General features: G+C 47.2%; 5 protein-coding genes. 2 read left to right on the top strand and 3 right to left on the bottom strand.

Features of this window, described 5'->3' with window-relative positions:
• Positions 1 to 2 precede the first annotated feature (2 nt).
• Genes AC1DFM_RS21985 through AC1DFM_RS21975 form a run of 3 tightly spaced genes read right to left on the bottom strand, consistent with a single transcriptional unit; the run spans position 3 to position 5,138 of the window.
• Positions 3 to 3,398, bottom strand: coding sequence for a SusC/RagA family TonB-linked outer membrane protein (locus AC1DFM_RS21985; protein WP_477078910.1), 3,396 nt, complete (start codon positions 3,396 to 3,398; stop codon positions 3 to 5).
• 51 nt (positions 3,399 to 3,449) lie between these two features.
• Positions 3,450 to 4,436, bottom strand: a complete 987-nt coding sequence (locus tag AC1DFM_RS21980; protein WP_477078909.1) for a FecR family protein — start codon at positions 4,434 to 4,436, stop codon at positions 3,450 to 3,452.
• 60 nt (positions 4,437 to 4,496) lie between these two features.
• Complete coding sequence (locus tag AC1DFM_RS21975; RefSeq protein ID WP_477078908.1) at positions 4,497 to 5,138, bottom strand: RNA polymerase sigma factor; 642 nt, start codon at positions 5,136 to 5,138, stop codon at positions 4,497 to 4,499.
• Between the two features lie 504 nt (positions 5,139 to 5,642).
• Between AC1DFM_RS21975 and AC1DFM_RS21970 the strand changes: the two genes are divergently transcribed.
• Both AC1DFM_RS21970 and AC1DFM_RS21965 read left to right on the top strand, forming a co-directional pair.
• The gene (locus AC1DFM_RS21970; RefSeq protein WP_477078907.1) at positions 5,643 to 13,322 is read left to right on the top strand and encodes a SpvB/TcaC N-terminal domain-containing protein; all 7,680 of its coding nucleotides are present in this window, start codon (positions 5,643 to 5,645) and stop codon (positions 13,320 to 13,322) included.
• A gap of 36 nt (positions 13,323 to 13,358) precedes the next feature.
• Positions 13,359 to 22,781 (top strand): Tc toxin subunit A-related protein, encoded by a 9,423-nt coding sequence (locus tag AC1DFM_RS21965; RefSeq protein WP_477078906.1) that lies wholly within the window; start codon positions 13,359 to 13,361, stop codon positions 22,779 to 22,781.
• Positions 22,782 to 22,815 lie beyond the last annotated feature (34 nt).

The raw sequence follows: 22,815 nt of genomic DNA, 5'->3' as shown, positions 1-22,815 counted from the left end.
GCTTAGAAAGACAATTGCGCACCCACCATTACTTTTTTATTCTGCGGATACTGCATACGATCCAGACCAGTATCTAATACAGAAGCTCTGGAAATTTCAGGATCTAATCCGCTGTATTTAGTGAAGGTCAGCAGATTTTGACCAGCGGCATAAAAGCGAATTTTCTGAATTTTGTAGCGGCTCAGGAAGCTGCCTGGCAAGGTATAACCAAGCTGGATGGTTTTCAGACGCAGATAATCACCTTTTTCCAGGAAGCGGGTGGATTCACGCGCATTTCTGTTAGGGTCACCCAGAATAGCGCGGGGCATATCGGTATGGGTATTTTCCGGCGTCCAGGCATTTAAGGTAGTGGTCAGGAAATTACGGCCGGCATCCATTCCTTCCAGTTCGAAGCGGTTACCATTATAAATTTTGTTTCCACTTACTCCCTGTAGAAATAAGGTGAGGTCGAAATTTTTATAATTCAGGTTAATATTCAAACCATATTCAAATTTCGGGAAGCCAGAACCCTGATAGGTTTTATCATTATCATCGATCACACCATCACCATTAGTGTCCTTAAAGCGGATATCACCGGCTTTGGCGGAAGGTTGCAGCGGAACGCCGGCTTTATTTTTATAATTGGCGGCTTCTGCGTCGGTCTGGAAAATACCATCTGCCTCATACAGGTAGAAAGCACCTACTTCCTTACCTACACGGGTTTGGTTAGCAATATGATCCGAACCAAATTTAAGACCAGTACCATTTAAAGACTGACCATTGTTACCCAATTCCACTACTTCATTTTTAACACTGCTGATTGTACCAGTAATGTTGTACTGCAGACCGTGTACCTGGTTGCTGTAAGTAGCTTCCAGTTCCCATCCACGGTTGTTGAACTTACCAACGTTCAGGGTTGGATTGTTTACACCGGAAGAWGGTGGTACTTCTTTGGTTACCAGCAAACCAATGGTGTGATTATTAAAGTAGTTGAAGGAACCACTCAGGTGATTTTTAATCAGGGCGTAGTCAAAACCAATGTTGGCGGAGCGATTGGTTTCCCAATGCTGTTCACGGCCCAGCAGGTCCTGGCCAATGATACCTGGCCATGGTGTAGCGCCACTGCCCTGTACATAACCTCCAGCCCAGGTATTGTCTACATACATGAGGTTCAGGTGACCGTAAGGTGTTAATGCCTGTTCTATACCCAACTCACCATAACTGGCGCGTAATTTCAACATATCCACCCAGGTAACATTGCTCATAAAGGCCTCTTTCTGCAGATTCCAGCCCACGGCCACTGATGGGAATATACCATAGCGTTTGTCGAGGTCGAACTTGGAAGAACCATCTCTTCTGATGGCGAGTTGTAACATGTAGCGGTCATCATATGAATAGTTGACACGCGCCAGTTGAGATATACGCACATATTTTGTTCTGCTGCCACCAGCGCCAAATGTACCACCCAAAGCACCATCCATGGTTACGAAAGCCGGGTCCAGGAAACCACCAGGCACTGTTTTTTCTACCAGTACACCATCTTGTATGGTACGCACAACTGTTTTACCATCTGCGGTTACATTGAGCCATTGATTGGTAATTTCCTGTGCGGTGTAACCTGCCAGCAGGTTCACGCTATGCTTACCTTTAGACCAATCGTAATACAGGAGATTTTCCATCAGGCGATCCCGGTAATTGGAGCGCTGATTGTACAGATTAGCATAAGGTACCGCACCATCGTTCGGATTAATACGCACCGCAGGGCGGTAGCTGAAACTGAAATCATTTTCGTTGATCAGGTTCAGGTTGGTAGTAAACTTAAGTCCTTTCGCTAAAGCCAGGGTAAAACGGCCGTTGGCATTCAGGTACTGGGTAGTAACGCTATTTTGTAAATAGTGATCTGCCGCCATCGCGTTTTGGTACTTCGGCAGATTATCTACCTGCAGTCCATAACCATATTTTTCTTTGCTGTCAAATACAGGTAATAAAGGCGACTGGAAATAAGATTCGCGTGAAGAGAATTTCTGTACACTTGATTTTGTTTCAGAATAAGCCACATTCACTTCTGCAGTAACGATACCTTTTTTGTATTCATTACGGGAGCGCAGCGTTTTCTTCTTAAAATCAGATCCAATGAAAGTACCTTTCTCGTTAGTGATATCACCACTGAGCGCGTAGGTGATATAATCACCACCACCGCGGAGGTTAAGGTTATAGTTTTCAGCGGTACCAGGTTGGGTTACTTCTTTCTGCCAGTTGGTATYTACACCCGTATTTTTAGTTACATAGGCAGGGAGTGGACGGCCCGCATTCTGGTACATCATTTTCAGCACTGACTTATACCCTTCTGCGTCCAGCAATTTATATTGACCAGTAGGTTTTACACCAGCATAGTAAGCGGTGAAATCCACTACCGGCACCCCTTTCTTTCCTTTTTTAGTAGTGATGAGTACCACACCGTTAGCCGCGGAAGAACCATAGATAGATGCGGCAGCACCATCTTTTAATACCTCCATAGAGGCAATGTCATTATTGCTTAAGTAAGCAGGGTCGCCGGGAGATCCGTCGATAACAAACAGGGGTCTGTGTCCGCCCATGGTGCTTAATCCGCGTATACGTACATCTGCCGTTGCGCCAGGTTGGCCGCCGGTATTTACTACTGTTAAACCGGCTACTCTTCCCTGAAGTGCATCTACAGGATTATTGGTGGACATGGTAGAAATAGCTTCGCCTTTCACAGAGGAGATGGCGCTGGTTACGGTCCCTTTACGTTGGGTACCATAACCTACTACTACTACCTGGTCTAATACTTTTAACGAAGGATACAGGGTGATGCTCAGGTCTTTTTGGCCGTTAACTTTTACTTCCTGGTCTTCATATCCGATGAAGGATACCTGCAGGATGGCATTTTCAGGTACGCCAACCAGGCTAAAGGAACCATTTTCATTGGTTAAAGCTCCTTTGGAAGTACCCTTTACTTTTATGCTCACACCCGGCATCAGTTCACCGGTGGATGCTTTCACGGAGCCCTTCAGGTTGTCTTCCTTTTGCTGATCCACTTGGGAAATGGCGGGTGGAGCGGCTGGCTTTACGAGGATCATGTCCGCTGTTATTTTATATTCCAGGCCAGTAGCATTACAAATCTCTTTCAGTAATGCTTCTACAGTACGAACTTTTTTGTCGATCGAAAACCTGGCAGTACGTTCCAGGTCGTCCCGGTTGTAAGAAAATTTCAGTGCGGTGTTTTTCTCCAGATAGCGTAATGCGTTGATGACGCTGGATTGAGAAAACCCTACTTCTACTTTGTTTTTTAGTCCTTCGGTGATCTGTACCCATGACAGCAAACACACTGCCATCGCTATACATAGCACGCGTCGGGCCATACCCTTGTAGGTACAAGAGATACTTTTCTTTCTCATAACATTAGAAAGTTTATTGTTTAGAATGGAATTGCAGCACAGCTGCTATAATCAATGGTTGATAAATAACTCGTCCTTTTGAATAACCGTTTTAAGATTTGTGATGTAACTAATAGACGCCAGTACTTCCGGCAAAGATTTATTCATGAACTCACCGTTAAAATGAATGGCCGGATATTTACCCGGTGTAATATGGACTTTAATGCCGTACCAGTTTTCCAATTCCGCGGCCACTTCTATCAGGGAAGCATCTCTGAAAAATAATCTACCTCTGCGCCAGTCCTGTTCACGGGCCACATCAAAGTTGCCGGGAATCAGTCTGCCATCCTGCGCTTCCAGGGTTTCGCCGGGCAGCAACTCTTTGGATGCATCTGCGGCGGCTACTTTTACTTTCCCGGAAAGCAGGGATACTTTTACACTACTGTCGAATAAATAGGCGCGTACTTTAAAAACCGTTCCCAATACCTGTACCCTGGTGTTACCGGCACTCACGGTAAATGGACGCGTATCATCTTTTTGTACATCGCATAGGGCTTCTCCCGAAAGTATTAAATGGCGGTCCTGCTGGTTATAATTTTCCGGTACCTGCAATACGCTGTTCCGGTTTAAAATAACAGTAGTCCCATCTGCCAGTACAATTTGCTTACGGGCGCTGTCTGCGCGGTACGTTTTGTAAGCGATTGCCGGCAGTTTTACATCGGTAGACTGTTTCTTCCACATCCAGACAAAAGCCATACAGCCGGCTAATACAGCGGCGGCTACATAAGGAATATAATTCCTCCTGCGTGTGGCGACTTCGTGATCGATTTCAATCATGGCCCGCAGCTTGTTGAATTCCTCCAGCTTTTGTTCAGCATTCAGCTTTATGCCTAAACGTAACACCCATTCCCGCGCTTTGTCTGTTTCCGCCTGTTTATGAGGGTTGCGGGCTATCCAGTCGTTCCAGAATGCCACATCTTCCTCATTGCTCTGCAGGCAATAACGCACAAAAGAGTCATTCAGCATAAAGTCTTCCGCCATGAAGAATTGGAGGTTCATGTATCGCCTGTTTAAAGTAAAGAGGAATGGTTGCTTAAATTTTTACCAAAGAAAAATAACTTATTTTTCAAAATACCACATAAGTGTGAGAAAGAGGAAGGACATGATCTTCCGGAGTTGTACAATGGCAGTGTGCAGGGTATTATAAATGGTCCGTACAGAAGCAGCGGTTTGCTGGGAGATTTCTTCCATACTCATATTTTCATAAAAGCGTAGCCGTATAAATTCTTTTTGCCGGGCGGTTAACTGCGCCAACACATTTTCCATTTTATGCCGCAACTGTCCRTCGGATTCCAGGTTGATCAGCACGGCTTCATAAGATTGTTCCTCCGGCTCCTGGAATAATTCTCCTGCATATTTAGCAGAGCGTTTGGTTTCTTTCCCTAATAATTTACTGAGACGGCGCTTAAAGCAGATAAAAATATAATTCGGGATATGATCGGGCATTATCAACTGTTCCCGCTTCTTCCATAACTCCACAAATACATCATTGATGCCCTCTTTCACCATTTGGGTATCTGGTACAACAGATATCCCATAATGATATAAGCTATCATATAATGCATGATAGATTTTATACAACCCATGTTCGTTGTGTTGCTGTAATTCATTCCAAAAAACGGACAATCCTTCTCCGGTAGCACTGCTGCTACGTTGTACAGGAATTTGTGCGATGTTTTTATCGGAATTAGTTACTGCCACTGGAACCAGGTTATTGGACGCCAATTTATTTCATTTCTGAAGGGCAGAGTATATAAAAATTATCCCAATGTATACGGATTTTAACCTTTAATTGGTTAAAATATGAGCAGAACTCAAAAAATGAAACGCAAAAAGCTATTGTGGCGGATGATCTTAGTGGATTTTGTCTTTGTACAGGATTAAACTGATTATACTGATTTTCCTGAATTTTATTTTTAAGATTTTGGAAGATTGGTAAAAGTGTATGACTATATGATGCTACAAATCTTGCGAATCTTTTTTAATCAAAAAAAGTAATCAGCATAATCAGTTTAATCCTGTACAAAGACAAAATCCGCTAAGATCATCCGCCACAATAGCTTTTTGCTTTCCGCTTTATGCTTTCTGCTCAAATTAGTCCGGTTTTTCTTATATTTATCATGAATAGATGAAACACCTGCGAGGCATTTAGCTTTTGATCCCCCAAATAATCCAGACACCCCACCCCAAAAGTATTCGAACCTTATGAATCATTATGATATGGCCCGTGAGGAAATGAATAGCTCATTTTCTGCGTCCGGCCCGGCAGGGACTCCCTCTCCCGCACTGCAGATACCCCGGATATCACTACCTTCCGGCGGAGGTGCGTTGAAGGGTATCGATGAAAAATTTCAGGTCAATGCGGCAAATGGAACGGCTTCTTTTAGTATTCCACTCCCCTGCACACCCGCCAGAAATGGATTCCAACCACAGCTATCACTTTCCTATAACTCCGGCGCCGGTAACAACCTGTTTGGTATTGGTTGGGAAATAGCCTTGCCAGCCATTCAACGCAGTACCGACAAAAAAATTCCGCGTTACCTGGATACCAATGATACGGACGCCATGGCCACGGAAGATCTTTTTATGTTCACCGGTTTAGAAGAACTGGTACCACTGATGTATTGGAAAAATAATCAATGGCAGGTACAACAGGAAACCATCGGTAGCTTTACCATCCGGCAATACCGCCCCAGAATAGAAAGCGGATTTTCCAGGATAGAACGCATCTTTCATGCAGATAAAGGATATTACTGGCGCGTCACCACCGCGCAAAATATAGTCACTTTTTTTGGGTATAGCCCGGAATGCCGCGTCACGCACCCGGACAACGATTCCCTGACTTTTAAATGGCTGCCGGAGTGCAGCTTCGACGACAAAGGCTCCTGCATCTGGTATACGTATAAGGCAGAAGATCTTACCAGTGTAGCGCAAGACCTGCCGGAGCAAAACAGGTTTAATCACCTCCAGCCTTTTACCAACAAATACCTTAAAAGCATTCAATACGGTAACCAAACACCCTACTATCCCACTGCTACGTATGAAGTAACGCCACCGGCAGATCCCGCACATTTTTTTCAACTGCTGTTTGATTATGGAGAACATGATTTACTACGTCCCCAACCCGGCGATACCGGCAACTGGACTGTGCGCAAAGATCCATTCTCCAGCTATCGCGCCGGCTTTGAACTACGTACCTACCGGCTATGCCAGCGGGTGTTACTGTTTCATACTTTTGCGGCCTTAAACGGCGGCATGCCTACACTGGTGAAATCACTCGACTTTACTTATGTACCAGCCGATATGCAAAGTGATCAACCTACTTCACTTACCTATCTCGCCGCCATTACGCAGAAAGGATATATCTGGCAACAAAACAGCTATACCTCCCAGGCCTTGCCCCCACTTACATTCGACTATCAATGGCTTCGCTGGGATACCACGGTGAAAGCGGTACCTCCCGACAGCCTGGTACATGCGCCTACGGGCATTACTGGCAACTATCAATGGGTAGACTTATACAACGAAGGCATCAACGGCATACTCTCCGAGCAGGCCGGCGGATGGTTCTACAAATCAAATAATGGCACCGACGAAAATGGAGATCTGTGCTTTGAACATGCCCACCCCGTGATGCCCAAACCCAACTTCACAGGGCTGAGCAATGCCACGCTGCAACTACAGGACCTGGAGGCAAACGGACAAAAACAAATCGTTGTCAACTCCGCCGCCGTACAAGGCTATTTTGAATTAGGCGACGACGGCCACTGGCAACCCTTCCGTGCCTTCCTGCAAACCCTGCACCTCGACCTCCATGATCCTAATATACGCTTGCTCGATATCAACGGAGATGGGCAACCAGACATCCTGTTCTCGGACCTGGGCGCTTTCTGGTATTGGGAAAGTGAAGGTAAAACCGGCTATCGTAAAGGACAGCTGGCGCCCAAGCCCTATGAGGAGGAATCAGGCGCCGCTATTCTCTTCTCGGACCCCACACAACGCATTTTTCTCGCTGATATGTCGGGCGATGGACTCACCGACCTGGTACGCATCCGCAACGGGGAAATATGTTATTGGGCCAACATGGGATACGGCCGCTTTAGCGCCAAAATCACCATGGACAATGCCCCTTTGTTTGATACACCAGAACTCTTTAATCCTTCGTGGCTGGTATTGGCAGATATCAGTGGTACCGGCGCCACCGATCTTATTTATCTCGGCAAAAATGAGTTCAATGCTTACCTGAACCTTAGTGGCAACAGCTGGAGCGATGCCACCACCATTCAACCTTTCTTACCCACTGAACAACCCAATAAAATTACAGTTACCGATTTAACCGGCAACGGAACGGCCTGTCTTGTATGGTCTTCCGAACTACCCGCCTACCGCGACGCACCGATGCGTTACATTGATTTAATGGGGGGCATCAAACCTCATATCATGTGCCGGCATAGTAACGGTATGGGAAAAGAAACTACCCTGGTATATAAAAGTTCTACCTCCTATTATCTGGCGGATAAAAAAAATGGCACTCCCTGGATCACCAAGCTACCCTTCCCGGTACAGGTGATTGCACAAACCATCGTTACCGAAGCCGTTACCAATACGCGGTATACAACACAGTATACCTATCACCATGGATATTATGATCATGCAGAAAGAGAGTTTCGCGGATTTGGCCGGGTAGAACAAACTGATGCCGAAGACTTTGATGTATTTGACGCCATCGCAGTAGTACATCACCAGGCGCCTGTACTGACCAAAACCTGGTATCACACGGGCGCTTTCATCAACAGGGAACGCCTGCTCACGCAATTCAGTCAGGAATATTGGCCTGTGCTTTTTAATAACAATGGCTATCATACTACCGCCACAGAATATGCATTGCCCGATGCCGTGTTAATACCGAATCCCCAGCTCAGCGGATTTCCGATGGATCAACTCAACGCGGTAACGTGGCGGGAAGCCCTACGCGCCTGTAAAGGTATGGTGCTCCGCCAGGAAATATCCGGACTCGATGCCGCACAAAAAATTGCGGATGAAAAAGCCGCCAAAAACTATGCAGACAATGATCCCGATTTCCTCGCCTTCATTGCAGCAGCTCAGGAAACGGAACAAATTCCTTATTCCGTGGCCACACATAACTGCGCCATTGAATTGCTACAGGTAAATAATGACAACTTATACGCAGCATTCCTCGTCAGACAAAATGAATCGATTAACTACCTGTATGAACGCCAGGCCGCCGATCCTCGCATCGCCCATACCCTTACACTGGATACAGATGATTTGGGAAACGTGCTGGAATCTGTAGCAGTGGTATATTCCAGGCTACAACCCGAGCCGCTGTTACAGCCCGATGCCACAGATACACCCGCCACCACAGCAGCCAAGCTACAAGGAATTGCAGCACAGCAAAAACAATGGATCTCCTTTACGCGACAGGATTTTACGAAAGATATACTTGCTCCCGATAATTACTACCTGAGAAAAAACTGGCAAACGCAAACTTATGAATTCACTGGATTTACCCCGGCAGCAGGTAATACGATATACACGATCAGCGATTTTAAAGGTCTGTTTAATAGTATCCCGGAAATTGACTATCAACAAACGGCCAATAATTTGTCGCCGCAAAAGCGCCTGACAGCACACACCAAAACCAACTTCTACGATGCCAGTCTTACCCAATCACTCGCGGACGGTGATATGGAAGAACGCTGCATTCCTTATGAAAGCTATCAGCTTTCTTACACCCCTTCGCTGTTATCCGGTCTTTTTGTACCCAGCGCCTACTCGCAACCTTTTACAGTAGGCGCTGCCGACCTACAACAAAGTGGGTTTGCAGCCTTTGCCGGCAACTGGTGGATACCATCTGGTACCATACAATATGCGGCAACAGGCGAAACGATTGATGATATTAAACATCGGTTTTTTAGCCCCGTGAGTTATACCGATCCACTGCAAAGTATATCTACCGTATTTTATGATGCCGATTATTTATACCTGCAACGCCTCCGCGATGCACATGACAATGAAACCCGGGTGCTCGATTTCAGCTACCGCACCTTGTCCCCCTTGCGCATGCTGGACCCCAATCTAAATATTACTTCGGTGATCACTGATGAACTTGGGCTGGTAAAGGCAAGCGCCATTGAAGGGAAGGCAGGTAATGATCCCTTACAAGGAGTGGAAGCGGACAATTTAACCGGTATTACCGACTATACCGGAATAACGGAGCAGGCAAATATTACCGCATTTTTTACACTGGCCAATACGACAGCACCTAACGTTTGTGATTATACGCAATTGCGTGCCTCGGCACAGCCATTACTGCAAAATGCCAGTGTAAGAATTGTATATGATTTCAGTCGCCAGCCAGCCGTAGCGGCCTGTATAAAGCGGGAACAACATGCCGCTGTGAATCCCAATAGTCCTTTGCAGATTAGTTTTGAATATGCGGATGGATTTGGCCAGATAGCCATGAAGAAAGTACCCGCTGAAGCCGGCCCGGTAACACTCCCCGACAACAGTACCATCGACACCGGCAGCCAATTACGCTGGGTGGGCACCGGGCGCACCGTACGGAATAATAAAGGCAATCCGATCCATCAGTATGAACCTTATTTTTCCACCACCCCGGCTTATGAAAATGATCCCGCCTGGGTGATGAAAGGTGTATCCCCGACCCTTTACTATGATGCTCCCGGCAGAAATACATTGACTACGTTGCCCAATGGGACGTTTAATAAAGTGGCGTTTGATGCCTGGAAGCAATGCACTTATGATGTAAACGATACTGTAAAAGACAGCGACTGGTACGCCACGCGCATAGCACTTCCCAATGCCAATGATCCCGAAAAAATTGCTGCGGTAAAATCGGCCATCCATTACAACACCCCTTCCTGTGCCATCACAGATACCCTGGGCAGAACGATACTGACMATAGAGCATAATCGCTGGGAAGATCCTTCTCAACAAATAAAAGAGGAAAAATACTTCCGATATACCACCATGGATATTACCGGAAATACGCTGTCTGTAACAGATCCCCGCGGCAATACCGTGATGACCTGGCACTACAATATATCCGGGCAACGCATCCGGCAAATCAGCATAGACACTGGTCAGCGCTGGACGCTACCGGATGTTATGAATAAGCCGGTAAAAATATGGGATGAACGTTTTCACGAATTATCGTTTAGTTATGACGCGCTGCACCGTCCCATCGGTAAAACCGTACTGGGAGGCGACAACGTCGTGTACCCATCTACGTTATATGAACGGGTGATCTACGGAGATAGCCCCGGGATGAGCCCCGCGGCGCGGCAAGCGGCGCAGGCAATGAACCACATCGGGCAGCCGGAATATCTATACGACAACGCCGGGAAAGTCATCTCCGGCAGCTTCGATTGTAAAGGTAACCTGCTCGAAAGTACACGGATATTCACACTGGATTACAAAAGTATTCCCAATTGGAATATCGCCCAGCCGGATCAACTGCTCAACAATACGCCCGACTATACCTTCGTTACCTATACTGCTTATGATGCCCTCAACCGCATGATCCGGCAGACTACGCCGGACAACAACATCACTACTCCCGGATTTAATGCGGCCGGATTACTGACAACGGTTACCCTTACGGAAAATGGCCAGGATAGCCCGTTTGTAAAAAGTATTACCTATAATGAAAAAGGACAACGCAACAGTATTCGTTATGGTAATGATGTGGTCACCAAATACCAATATGATCCGCTTACATTTCGTTTAGCCGGTATTGTTAGCAGTAATGGCGGCGCCATGCCCCTGCAAAATTTACATTATGTATATGATCCTACTGGTAATGTATTACAGGTAGATGACCCCGCCCTACCGGATATCTTCTTCAAAAATATCCAAGTGCAGGCCGCCAGTGAATATACTTACGATGCGTTGTACCGTCTCATTTACGCCACCGGCAGGGAAGGCGATACGGTGGTCACATTTGGCCAAACGGACAACTGGAATGACGCGCCCTTCATTAACCGGCAGGCGGATACCAGCAACAACGCCCTGCGCAATTACAGTCAGCGTTACCAATACGACGCTGCCGGCAATATGCAGCAAATGCTCCACAGTGCCGGCGCCGGCTCATGGACCAGAAACTATCTTTATGAAGATCACAACAACCGGATAAAAAGCACGTCCATTGGCCAGCAAACCTGGGTATACCCCCACCATGCACAACATGGATTCATGACCAGTATGCCACACCTGCCCCTGATGCAATGGAACTTTAAAGAAGAAATACAAGCCACCTCGCAACAGGTGGTAAACAATGGCACTCCTGAAACCACGTACTATGTATATGACAGCTCCGGCCAAAGAATCCGGAAAGTAACCGAATATGCCGCTACTAACGGTAACGCACCGGTGAAAAAAGACGAGCGCCTGTACCTGGGCAGCTACGAAGTATACCAACATGACAACGGGCTGGTGAGGGAAACCCTTCACCTGATGGATGATAAAACCCGTATCGCCATGGTAGATACTGAAACTGCGCAAGCTGTTGTGGTAGGCGGAAGCCTGCAGCAGGCGCCGGCAGGCCGTACCGTCCGGTATCAGCTGGATAATCACCTCGACAGCGTTTCGCTGGAACTGGATGACCAGGCACGCATCATCAACTATGAAGAGTATCATCCTTTTGGTACCACGGCCTATCAGGCAAACAACGCAGCTATAACCGCAGCGGCTAAACGCTATCGTTATACCAGCCGTGAGCGCGATGAAGAAACCGGACTGGAATATCATACCGCCCGCTATTACATCCCCTGGCTGGGACGATGGTGCAATGCAGACCCTATCGGCACCGGCGCCGGCCTGAATGTATACCGGTATGCCCGTAACAATGCGGTGACCCGCTCAGATGTCAATGGCCGGGCCGATATTGCTATTCACCAATACCTCACTACCCTCATCGCCTCGCAATATGTAGGCGATGAAGAAGCCATTGATATTGGCCGCGCCTCCAATGTATCCGACCGGATCAACCGGCTGGATGCCACTGAAAACAGTTTTTCCACCGACTACAGTGAAGAGGTAAATGTAGAAAAACATGCTTTGTACAACGCCAGCAGAGAAGAGAAAGTCAAACACTTTTATAACAAATTCAAAAACGCTGAATCCCCCAGCCTGGAAGATGCCGGTGAAGATCTATTACACCCCATCCAGGATGCACACTATCATTCATCAGAAGTGTTGCTGGGCCCCAGACTGGGGCACCTCATGTATCCGGAAGCGGATCTGGCGGTACGCGGCAAAAGCTTCGAGGATTTTATGGCAGTAGTCAGAGACAACGAAAAAGCCATGGAACTGATGCAGGACAAAGGGGTAATTAGCAGAGGACACTCGAAAAAAGGAAAGCTCTCTGAAAAGGAATGGCGGAATGTGTATGACGGCTTACAAAAGGCGGAAAACAAATACGACGACATCTTCTTTGTCATCAACGTAGGCGGTATATTCCCGATCCTTGGCATGATAGGCGGCACCATAGGCACCATCGTAGGCGCTATCATCGGCGCTATTGTGGGCTTATTAGTGTCGTTGTTTACCAAATCGCCCTGGAAACGATATGACAACGGTATTTCCGGACCTAAAATGCTGGGAGACGCCATCTCTATAGGACAAACCCTTGGCGGTGCACTGCTTGGATTGCCAGGGCTCATCTCCAGTTTACTCAAGTCCAAAACGCCGCTTATGAAAACGGTCAATTCAGCAGAAGCCCAATTCATGAAAGGCGTGCTACAGGAAAGAGGTATCAACGTAAAAGGCCCTGATGCTTCCAAACCGAAAAAAGATTTTTGCTCAGAGGTACCCAGTCAACTCTACTACGTGTGTGAGTAACCGTTATAAACAACAAACACTAAAACTTTTTATTTTATGATAGCCCCAAAAAAAGTTTCGACGCCCCTTTTCCATGCTGATTTCAGCAATGACCCCGCATTGCTGGAACCATTTACCACCTTGCTGTCATCCCATGATGGAGACGCCGGCGCTGCCATTGCGGTCGCATCAGCTAACAAAGCCTTTTCACCCGCATTGGTGAGCAAACTCCAGTTCACTGCTGCACTGGCCCATTGGTCAGATAACAATGCCCAGGTAGTAGAACGTTTTCAAAAAGACACCACCACCAATGGCCTCCGGGATATTGCGTTGCAATTCAGTGGAGCCGCCCTCGCTCAAAACATACCAGACGACGCCGTACCCGCAGGAAGCACGAAAGCGGCTTATGCCCAAACACTACATACCCGGCTTTTTCAGGAAGAGCCTACCGCGGTAGTAGTGAATATGGTGAAAGATCCGCAGGTACCACTTTTAAATACGCCATCCGGCGCTGCTATAGCGAACCTGCTCACACAACACCCGGACTTTAACATTCGGCAACATCCTGTTTATGACCTGCTGAATAAGGAAAATGTGTTTAGCAACATCTCTCCCGAAACCCAGGACATGGTAAGCAAGGATTTAAAATCACTACAAAGAATAGTACGGGTAAGCCCTGCTCCCGAGGCCGTACCAGCATTGCTGTCGGCCAACTTTACCACCGGCCAGCGCATCAGTGATATGCCGAAACAACAGTTCACCAGTATGATGACCGCCAACGGCCTGGATGAAAATACCGCTGCACAGATTCATGAAACGGCCATGACACGACGTGTTACCAACGAGCAAGCCATGATGTCTGCCGTGGAAACCCTTCGTGGCACCGGCGTAGCCCTGATTGATCAATCTATACAAGGCGCCACCACCAAAACAGCGCCCGTAAGCCCCCTGGACTGGAACGCCCTTTTTGCCGATGCCGATTTCTGCGAATGTGGTGAATGCACCTCCGTATATAGCGCATCAGCCTACTTTGTAGAACTCCTGCAATACCTGCGGAATAATAATTTAAGCGAGAAAGAAGGCGGCGCCGATAACTCCATCAAAATAAAAAGTGACCCTACCGACATTTCCGGTACTCCCCTGCAAAAACTATTCAATCGCCGCCCGGATCTCGGCTGTCTGGAACTCACCTGCGCCAATACCAATACCATACTGCCTTACGTAGATCTTGTGAATGAGGTGATGGAACAATACGTGATATACAATGATCCCAAAAAACTAAAAGCATTCAACGTTAGTAACGAAACCAGCAGCGAATTGCTGGCCCAACCACAGCATACTAACTATAATGCCTACACGATTCTGTCAAAGGCTGTCTATCCTTTTATCCTTCCCTATCATCAACCCATTGATGTGATCCGGAAGTACCTGGAGTTTCTGCAAACAAGCCGCTATGAACTGATGGATACCTTCCGTTCGCCCCGGCAAATCAATGCCACCGCCACGCCCAATCCATTAAACAACGATGCAGACGTCACCAGCCCGGACCCTGATCCTGCAAGTCCCCGGAACATTCAACTGGACGGGTTCCACAACGAATACCTCCAACGCGCCACTGACGCAGAGTTTCTTCATATCACACAGGAAGAATATATTATACTGACCAAAGAAGCATTTGTCAGCAAAGCACAGTGGGACCTGCAATGCAATCATCCGAACTCCGTTACCGCCTATCAGGACGCCATCCAGGTAAAGCCTACCTGCGACTACTTTGGATATGATGATCCTTCCAAAACAACGGCCGCCAACACGGCGGATATGCTCAGCAACGACGCCTCCACCAAAATAGGGCTACAATTTGTTCAACGGCAGTTACTTCCCCGTACCGGCATTCAATACGCCGACCTGGTGACCTTACTGAAAACACAGTATCTGAACTTTTGTATGCCAACAGGCCGCGCCCTCACCATCATGGAAAGTCTCCCCTTCAGCTATCGTTACCTGATGACACTCACCCTTGCTGAACAGCTGACGGCTATTCAACATCCTGAAAAGTGGGCAGCAGCAAAAGGACTGCATTTCAGAAAACCAGTACCCAATCCCTGCGAACCATCCGTGACAATCAAACCCATTGAGGACCGGGAACTGGAACACTGGCTGATCTGCTCTTTCAAACAAGTGGGCAAAATCATTGTGCTGGACGATGGCTGCCATTGTATCGATGGCACCGTCGTTTTCCAACGATCCGACAACAATATCGCCAACGCCAACATGTCGGAGGACCTGCAATTTGAGATAAAAGATTGTGTGCTATACCGGGTCACGAGAAAACAGGATATCCGCATAGCCAGCATAGATTGTAAAACAGGTATCATTACGTTTGAAGGAGAATATCAATCTTATAATGACGCCTTTAAAAAGTTAACCGGGACGGTAGTCCTGAATAACAAGACCATCGGCTATTTCCGGAACAACCAATTTACCAGGACCGATTTTACAGATACCTGTGATATCTCTAAAACAGAGATCATCCATTTAGACGGCACTCCGCTTACCGCCGTGGAATACGATCGTTTTCACCGGTTTATCCGCCTGTGGCAAAAGCTGGGTTGGAGCATCGACGAAACAGATAAAGCCATTATGAGCTTGTCTGCCATGCCGGGAGTGATAGTGAAGACCCCTCCATGTCAGCCTAAAGCTGTTGGCGACTGCCACTGCGAAAACAAACAGCTGCAGGTACTCCTGCACTATAACATCAACCCATACCTTCTTCATCAACTGGTAGCCGTGAAAAAGCTGCTGGACCTGACCGGGCTGGAACTATTGAAGCTACTCACCTTCTGGACCGATATCAGTACCACCGGAGATCCCTCTCTCTATGCACGTTTATTACTTACACATAATATTACCGGAGAAGACACCGTTTTCCAGCCGGACAGCGACGGCAATTATCTCACCGCTACTACTGCTATTACCGCTCATTTACCGGTGCTGATGTCGGCCTTCAACCTGCTGGCGAACGATATCAATGCGTTGCTCGCGCAGCAACCCACTTTGGTGAATCTAACGCTGGATAGTGTATCGTTCATTTATCGCTATGCGTTGCTGACAAAAGTATTGGGCCTGCACATGCCTGATTTCCTTGCCGCACAGCCACTATTTGGTGATCCATTTACCAATGCAGATACCACCCTGAATTTCATACAATCCTGGACAAAAATGGACGACGCCGGATTTGACTACCGGCAACTCAACTATGTGTTGCAGGGAATAGATAATACTAAAAAGCCATTCACTCCTACACTGATCACCATCCTGCAACTAGCCAAGAGCATCTTTGATGGACTGAATGGCATTGACACCTCCAATCCGGATCTGGTCCCCGCAGATCCTACCGCCAGTCCGGATGATCAATTAGCGGATCTGCAAAACCAGGCATCCAATGACCTGGTAAAAGCCAAAACAAGTTTATTATACGATCAGGCCTCTGTAACGCTGATCATGGGCATACTCAATGGCGCCAACCTATTCACTACAAACGCGCCTATACAACTCAACCCGGTTAGAGATGGGCTGGATAGTAAAAATGATACCATCGCTAGCCCTCCTTCACCAGACCTGATATCACTACGTACCAAACTCATTTACGACTGGGTCAACGGTCGTATCCAGGTAACAGGTGTTTTCACAGCCGGAGAAATCACTGCATACAATGCACTGAGCAATGACGCAGGATGGGCGCCCGCACTGGATCGCATCGCTAAACAACAAGACAAACAATTTAAACTCCTGCTGGCAGGAGTATGCGATTCCATAAAAAATGTATTGCTGCAGGGAGATGTTGTTGTTACCGCCAATCAGATGACCCTTGGGCAGCCTGACCCCAACACCGCACCCGTGAAGCGTTTGGCCTTCCTGCAGGTATTCCTGCCTTACCTGCGCCAACAACTATATCATCCGTTTATCATCAGCCGTTTATCGGATCAAACGGGTATGGACCTGCCAGTAACAGACTTACTGGCATCTACTATTTTACAGGTACCTGCTATTCCAACACCATTGTCGGTATACAGCGTATTTGAAAGCATAAAAAACAGCAGTGCCCCGGCAGCTACCGGCTGGAATGGCTTTCTGATACCGGCTGCGGACACCGTGGTTACCTTTATTGTACAAAATGGCAGCACTGTTCAGTCGCCCGTTATTCAACTGGGTAACACCACCCTTCCTTTTATTCAACAGGCCGATCCTACCAATGAATGGTGGTCGGTACCCACACAATTGCTGGCCGGAAAAGTATATCCATTTCACGTAAATGACCTGGAAAGCTCATTAAAAGATTTAAGCTGGAAAACAGCTACTTCCCTGCCTACGGCTATCCCATCCGCTGTATTGCTACCGGATTTCGCCAGCAACAGTACCACCACTGCTTTTACACTACTGGTCAAAGCGGCCATGCTGGTCAACGGATTTAATCTTAGTGTCGACGAAGTGAACTATATCTTCCAACATCCCGCTGATTTCGGGGTGGACTTTAACGCACCGGATATGGCGCAATGGCTTCGGCTGGAAGCGTATACCCGGCTGCGCAACTCCCTTCCGCAAACCGGTACCAACATTACCGAATTCCTGCAATGGACCGGCAGCCCTAATATCGACAATACCCAGCTGGTACCCAAAATTGCGGCACTCACCAACTGGGATGCGACCACTATTACCGAATTAATAGCACCGGCACATTTTAATTGGAATGATTCTGCTTATTTCAAAAATGAAATCAATCTGCTCACACTACAACAAGCGGTGAGTGTAACCGGCAAAATAGGCATGGATGCGAACCTGTTATTTGACTGGGCGCAACCCGGCGCCGACTTCCCTACCTGTCATACCATTGCCGGCAGCATCGACAAAGCCATTCATGCGCGGTATAAACAAAGCGACTGGGAACAGGTGATTAAACCGGCCAACGATCAGCTCAGGAATGATCAAAGAGATGCACTCACCGGCTATCTGCTGGTAGATGAAAAAATACAAAACTGGGGAGTAACAGATGCCAACGGCCTCTTTGAATATTTTCTCATCGATGTGCAGATGGATGCCGTCATGGAAACCTCCCGCATTGTACAGGCCATTTCTTCTGTGCAGTTATTTATACAACGCTGTTTCCTTGGATTGGAAGCAGACAAATCAGGCATCGCCAATGACGTCCTGGACCGGGACCGCTGGGACTGGATGCAGCGCTACCGTTTATGGGAAGCCAACCGCAAAGTATTCTTGTATCCCGAAAACTGGATTGATAGTAACCTCCGTGATGATAAGAGCGCTTTCTTTTCAGAACTGGAAAGTGAACTGTTACAGAAAGATATCAATAAACAAAATGTCCTTGATGCCTTGAAATCCTACCTCTACAAAGTACATGAGATATCGAATATGGAAGTAGTAGGATTTTATATTGATGGCACTTCCAATGGTAACCAATGGAGCGCTGGCGCCAAACTACATGTATTCTCCCGCACGCGGAATACGCCTTTCTTCTTCTACTATCGTTATCTCGACCTGGTAGAGAGCAACTGGTATCCCTGGGAAAAAATGCAACTGGACGTGCCCAGTTATGATATTACAGACAAGGAAATTGTGATGATCATTTCAGGTACCCATAAGTTTGTGTCGCCCAGCACGCACATTTCCCTGACTGATTGCAGTATTAAAAATTACCTCCCCAATACGCCTGACTTTTTTGGCGGTAACTGGACCTGGAAAGGCCATTTGCAAAACATTACTGATCTGGGCAAAATCAGTATCTATGTTCCGGCACTCGACGGTGTGGCGGTAGGTATCATCGTGCAAACCACGTGGGACCAGAACAATTTCACGGGCATATTCGTAGGCCTGCTGACCCGCACCCATAATACCAATGGCTGCTACCTGGTGCCGGTGGTATGGAACAACCGGCTGTTGGTTTTCTTCCCTCAAATGGTAAGAAAAACCAAGCCCGCTGAAAATGGTAGCACTACTTTCAATGATCTCGCCAAAACTAGCTCCAACGACAACAAACCCGTTGACTACTACGAAATAAAAATGGGCTGGAGTGAATACCAGAATGGTAAGTGGACACAAAAACAAATAGGCGCAGACTTCTTTAACTCCGCTCCCATCAGCTTACTACAGGACATCGAATACTTCAAATTTGTGCCGGTGGTATACAGCGATCATGTACTCATCAATGTAGACGATAAATACGACAGTGACGGCACTTTCCGGGCAGCCTTCAGCTTTAATGGCAATGTGATCAGCAATGCCTCTCCGATTACCACAGAGCCGATTCCTATCGACTTTTTCAACCAGTCAAATGGGAATCTGTTTTCCTGGCAAATTGCCGCAGCCAATCAAAAGCGTATTAATACATCCATTTACTTTGATGCCCCGGATCAGCAGGAAACCTCCAGCGGCTTACCAGGCACCGATACTTTCAATTATCCCGACAGCAGCACGCTACTGGGACAAATCAACTTACCGGATATTGCCAGCTTTTTCCGGTATAACCTGACCAGCATTGCTAATAAAGGCGATGCCTTTGGTGCTTACTCGCAGCAACAGTCCATTACGTATCATGAGTTAAAACGGCCTTATTCACTGTACAACTGGGAATTATTTTTCCACGCACCCATGATGCTGGCCAATGCGCTGAGTGATGGACAACAATTTGAAGAAGCCATGAAATGGTATCATTATGTATTCAATCCGATGGCTACAGGTACCAATGATACCCGGTTCTGGCAGTTTGCACCTTTTAAGGAGATAGATACCAAAAATACGCTCGACAAAATATTCAATCAACTCCAGGCCAATACAGCAGCCGGAGAAGATATCACAGAATGGCGTAACAACCCCTTCATGCCACATGTGGTAGCCCGTAACAGGCCGGTAGCTTATATGAAGTGGGTGGTGATGAAATATATTGATAACCTGGTGGCCTGGGGAGATTATTTATTCCGGCAGGATAGTATTGAAAGTATTAACCAGGCTACACAGCTGTACATCCTGGCCTATCATATACTGGGCCAACGGCCCATGTTTATTCCTACACGCGGAAAAGTGGAACCGCAAACATATAAGTCGCTCCTGAACAAATGGGATGCCTTCGGCAACGCCATCGTGGAACTGGAACTGGTGGCACCATTCAGTAATCAGCTGATAGCTCCTGGCGTTGTCAATGCACAAAAAGAAATTGAATACGCCAATATTTTTGGGTTCGCCTCCACGCTTTATTTCTGTATCCCCAACAACCCAACACTCATGGGTTATTGGGATACCCTGGATGACCGCCTTTTTAAGATCCGGCATTCTGAAAATATTGAGGGCGTATTCCGCTTGCTGCCACTCTTCCAACCGCCCATAGATCCTGCATTGTTGGTAAATGCCGCTGCTCAGGGACTCAGCATAGATGCGGTGTTGAACGACCTGAATGCTGCGATGCCGAATTATCGGTTTTATTATCTGCTGCAAAAAGCGCTGGAGCTCTGTAATGAACTTAAATCAATGGGCGCCGCTATCTTGTCTGCTATAGAAAAAGACGATAATGAAGCCCTGGCACTGATTCGCGCGAAACACGAAAATGTGACGCAACAACTGCAGATGGAAATCAGGAAAAAGCAAGTAGAAGAAGCGCAATCGGCATTGGAAGGTTTACAGCAAAACCGTAAATCTCCCGTATACCGTATGCAATACTTCCTGCAGCTGATTGGGGAAGATGCCAGCAAGGTACCCGATATCGATACCGACTATTMAGAAATTGCCAATGCCATTGAAACACCCATTGACGACAGCGGATTAAAATTAATTGCATACGAACAGGAAGACATGAACCTGGCAGCGCTGGCAGCGGGCTTCCAGCTGGCAGCCGCCACACCGGAGGTGATCGCAGGGATACTGTTTGCCATTCCTATGATTACCGGTTCTGCAGAACCTTTCGGTGTAGGCGTAGGCACCAGCTTTGGTGGCACTAATCTGGGACAGGCGGCGCAAACCATGTCTAAAGCCCTGCTGATGACCGCCAACTACATGTCTTACCAATCTGCCAGTGCAGCCAAAAAAGGTGTATTTAAACGTGCCCTGGAAGACCGTGTAATGCAGGCCAATGCAGCAGGTTATGAGATTAAGCAAATAGACAAACAGATTGCCACGCAACAAATAAGAATAGCCATGGCTAACCAGGACCTGGTGAATCAACAGCAACAAATTGATAACGCACAGGAAGTAGAAGACTTCCTGAAAAATAAATATACCAACAGTGCACTATATACCTGGATGAGAGGAAAACTGAAAACCATGTACCGGCAGGTATACAATGTAGCCTATGACCTGGCGCAGAAAGCGGAAAAAACCTATCGCTTTGAACGAGGCCTTACGGCTACCAGCTTTATCCAGAGCGGCTGCTGGGATACCAGCCACGATGGTTTGCTGGCCGGCGAACAATTGTATGTCGGCCTGAAACAACTGGAGGCAGCCTATCAGGAAAACCGCGGATATGATTATGAGATCACCAAGCATGTCTCCATCCGGCAGTTGAATCCGTTGGCATTACTGGCGCTGAAAGAAACCGGCGCCTGTGAGTTTTCCATTCCTGAATATATTTTTGATATGGACTATCCCGGACATTACAAACGCAGGATCAAAACAGTGTCCCTATCCGTTCCGTGTATTGCCGGTCCTTACACCGGATTAAACGCTACCCTGCGCTTACTGGACCATACCTGCCGCAACTCCGCATTAGCAACAGCCAGTAACTATCCGGAAAAAACCGATGAAGATGATGACCGCTTTATCAAATTCCTGGCGCCCATAACAGCTATCACCGCCAGTTCCGGGCAGAACGACAGCGGTATGTTTGAGTTGAATTTTAAAGATGAACGTTACCTTCCTTTTGAAGGAGCCGGTGTCATCAGTAAATGGCGGTTTGAGTTACCAGCCTTCCGGCAATTTGATTATAACACCATCTCTGATATTATTATTGCGATCCGTTATACCGCCACCGATGGAGGCGATCGTCTTAAACTGGCCGCAGCAAAGAGTGTCAGCAACTTCATCAAAAAAACAGATGATCTGGCAAAAGAAGAAGGCTTATTTGTATTTGCAGACCTGAAACATGATCTCCCCACAGAATGGCATAAGGCCATGACCACCAAAGATGCGCAGGGTGATCATATCATGGACCTGGGAAAACTCATCAACTTTCTGCCCTACTATGCGGCCTATACGTCGCTGCAAATGAAAGTGACGGATGTATTCCTTGCCACCAGTGATCAAACTGCCCTGTTTTCTATTAATGGCACTTCATTGGTGGACAGTCCGCCTATTGGCTCTTTAAAAAGCGGCACGCTGGATGCGCCAACAGATGCGATCAAAAACTGGCAGCTGCGTATACAAAATATGGCGGCGCCTATTGACCAGGCATTTATCGTATTACGGTTTAGTTTGAAATAGTAGAAAACTATCATTGCAGGTGATCAGCGCGGAT

The sequence above is a fragment of the Chitinophaga sp. 05T412 genome (assembly GCF_056396465.1).
Note: the sequence above shows the minus strand (reverse complement) of the source record. Positions and strands in the feature narration are given on the sequence as shown.

Bases quoted from the DNA above. Each gene is read 5' to 3' on its own strand.
- AC1DFM_RS21980 (WP_477078909.1), bottom strand. From the start codon at position 4,436: ATGAACCTCCAATTCTTCATGGCGGAAGACTTTATGCTGAATGACTCT.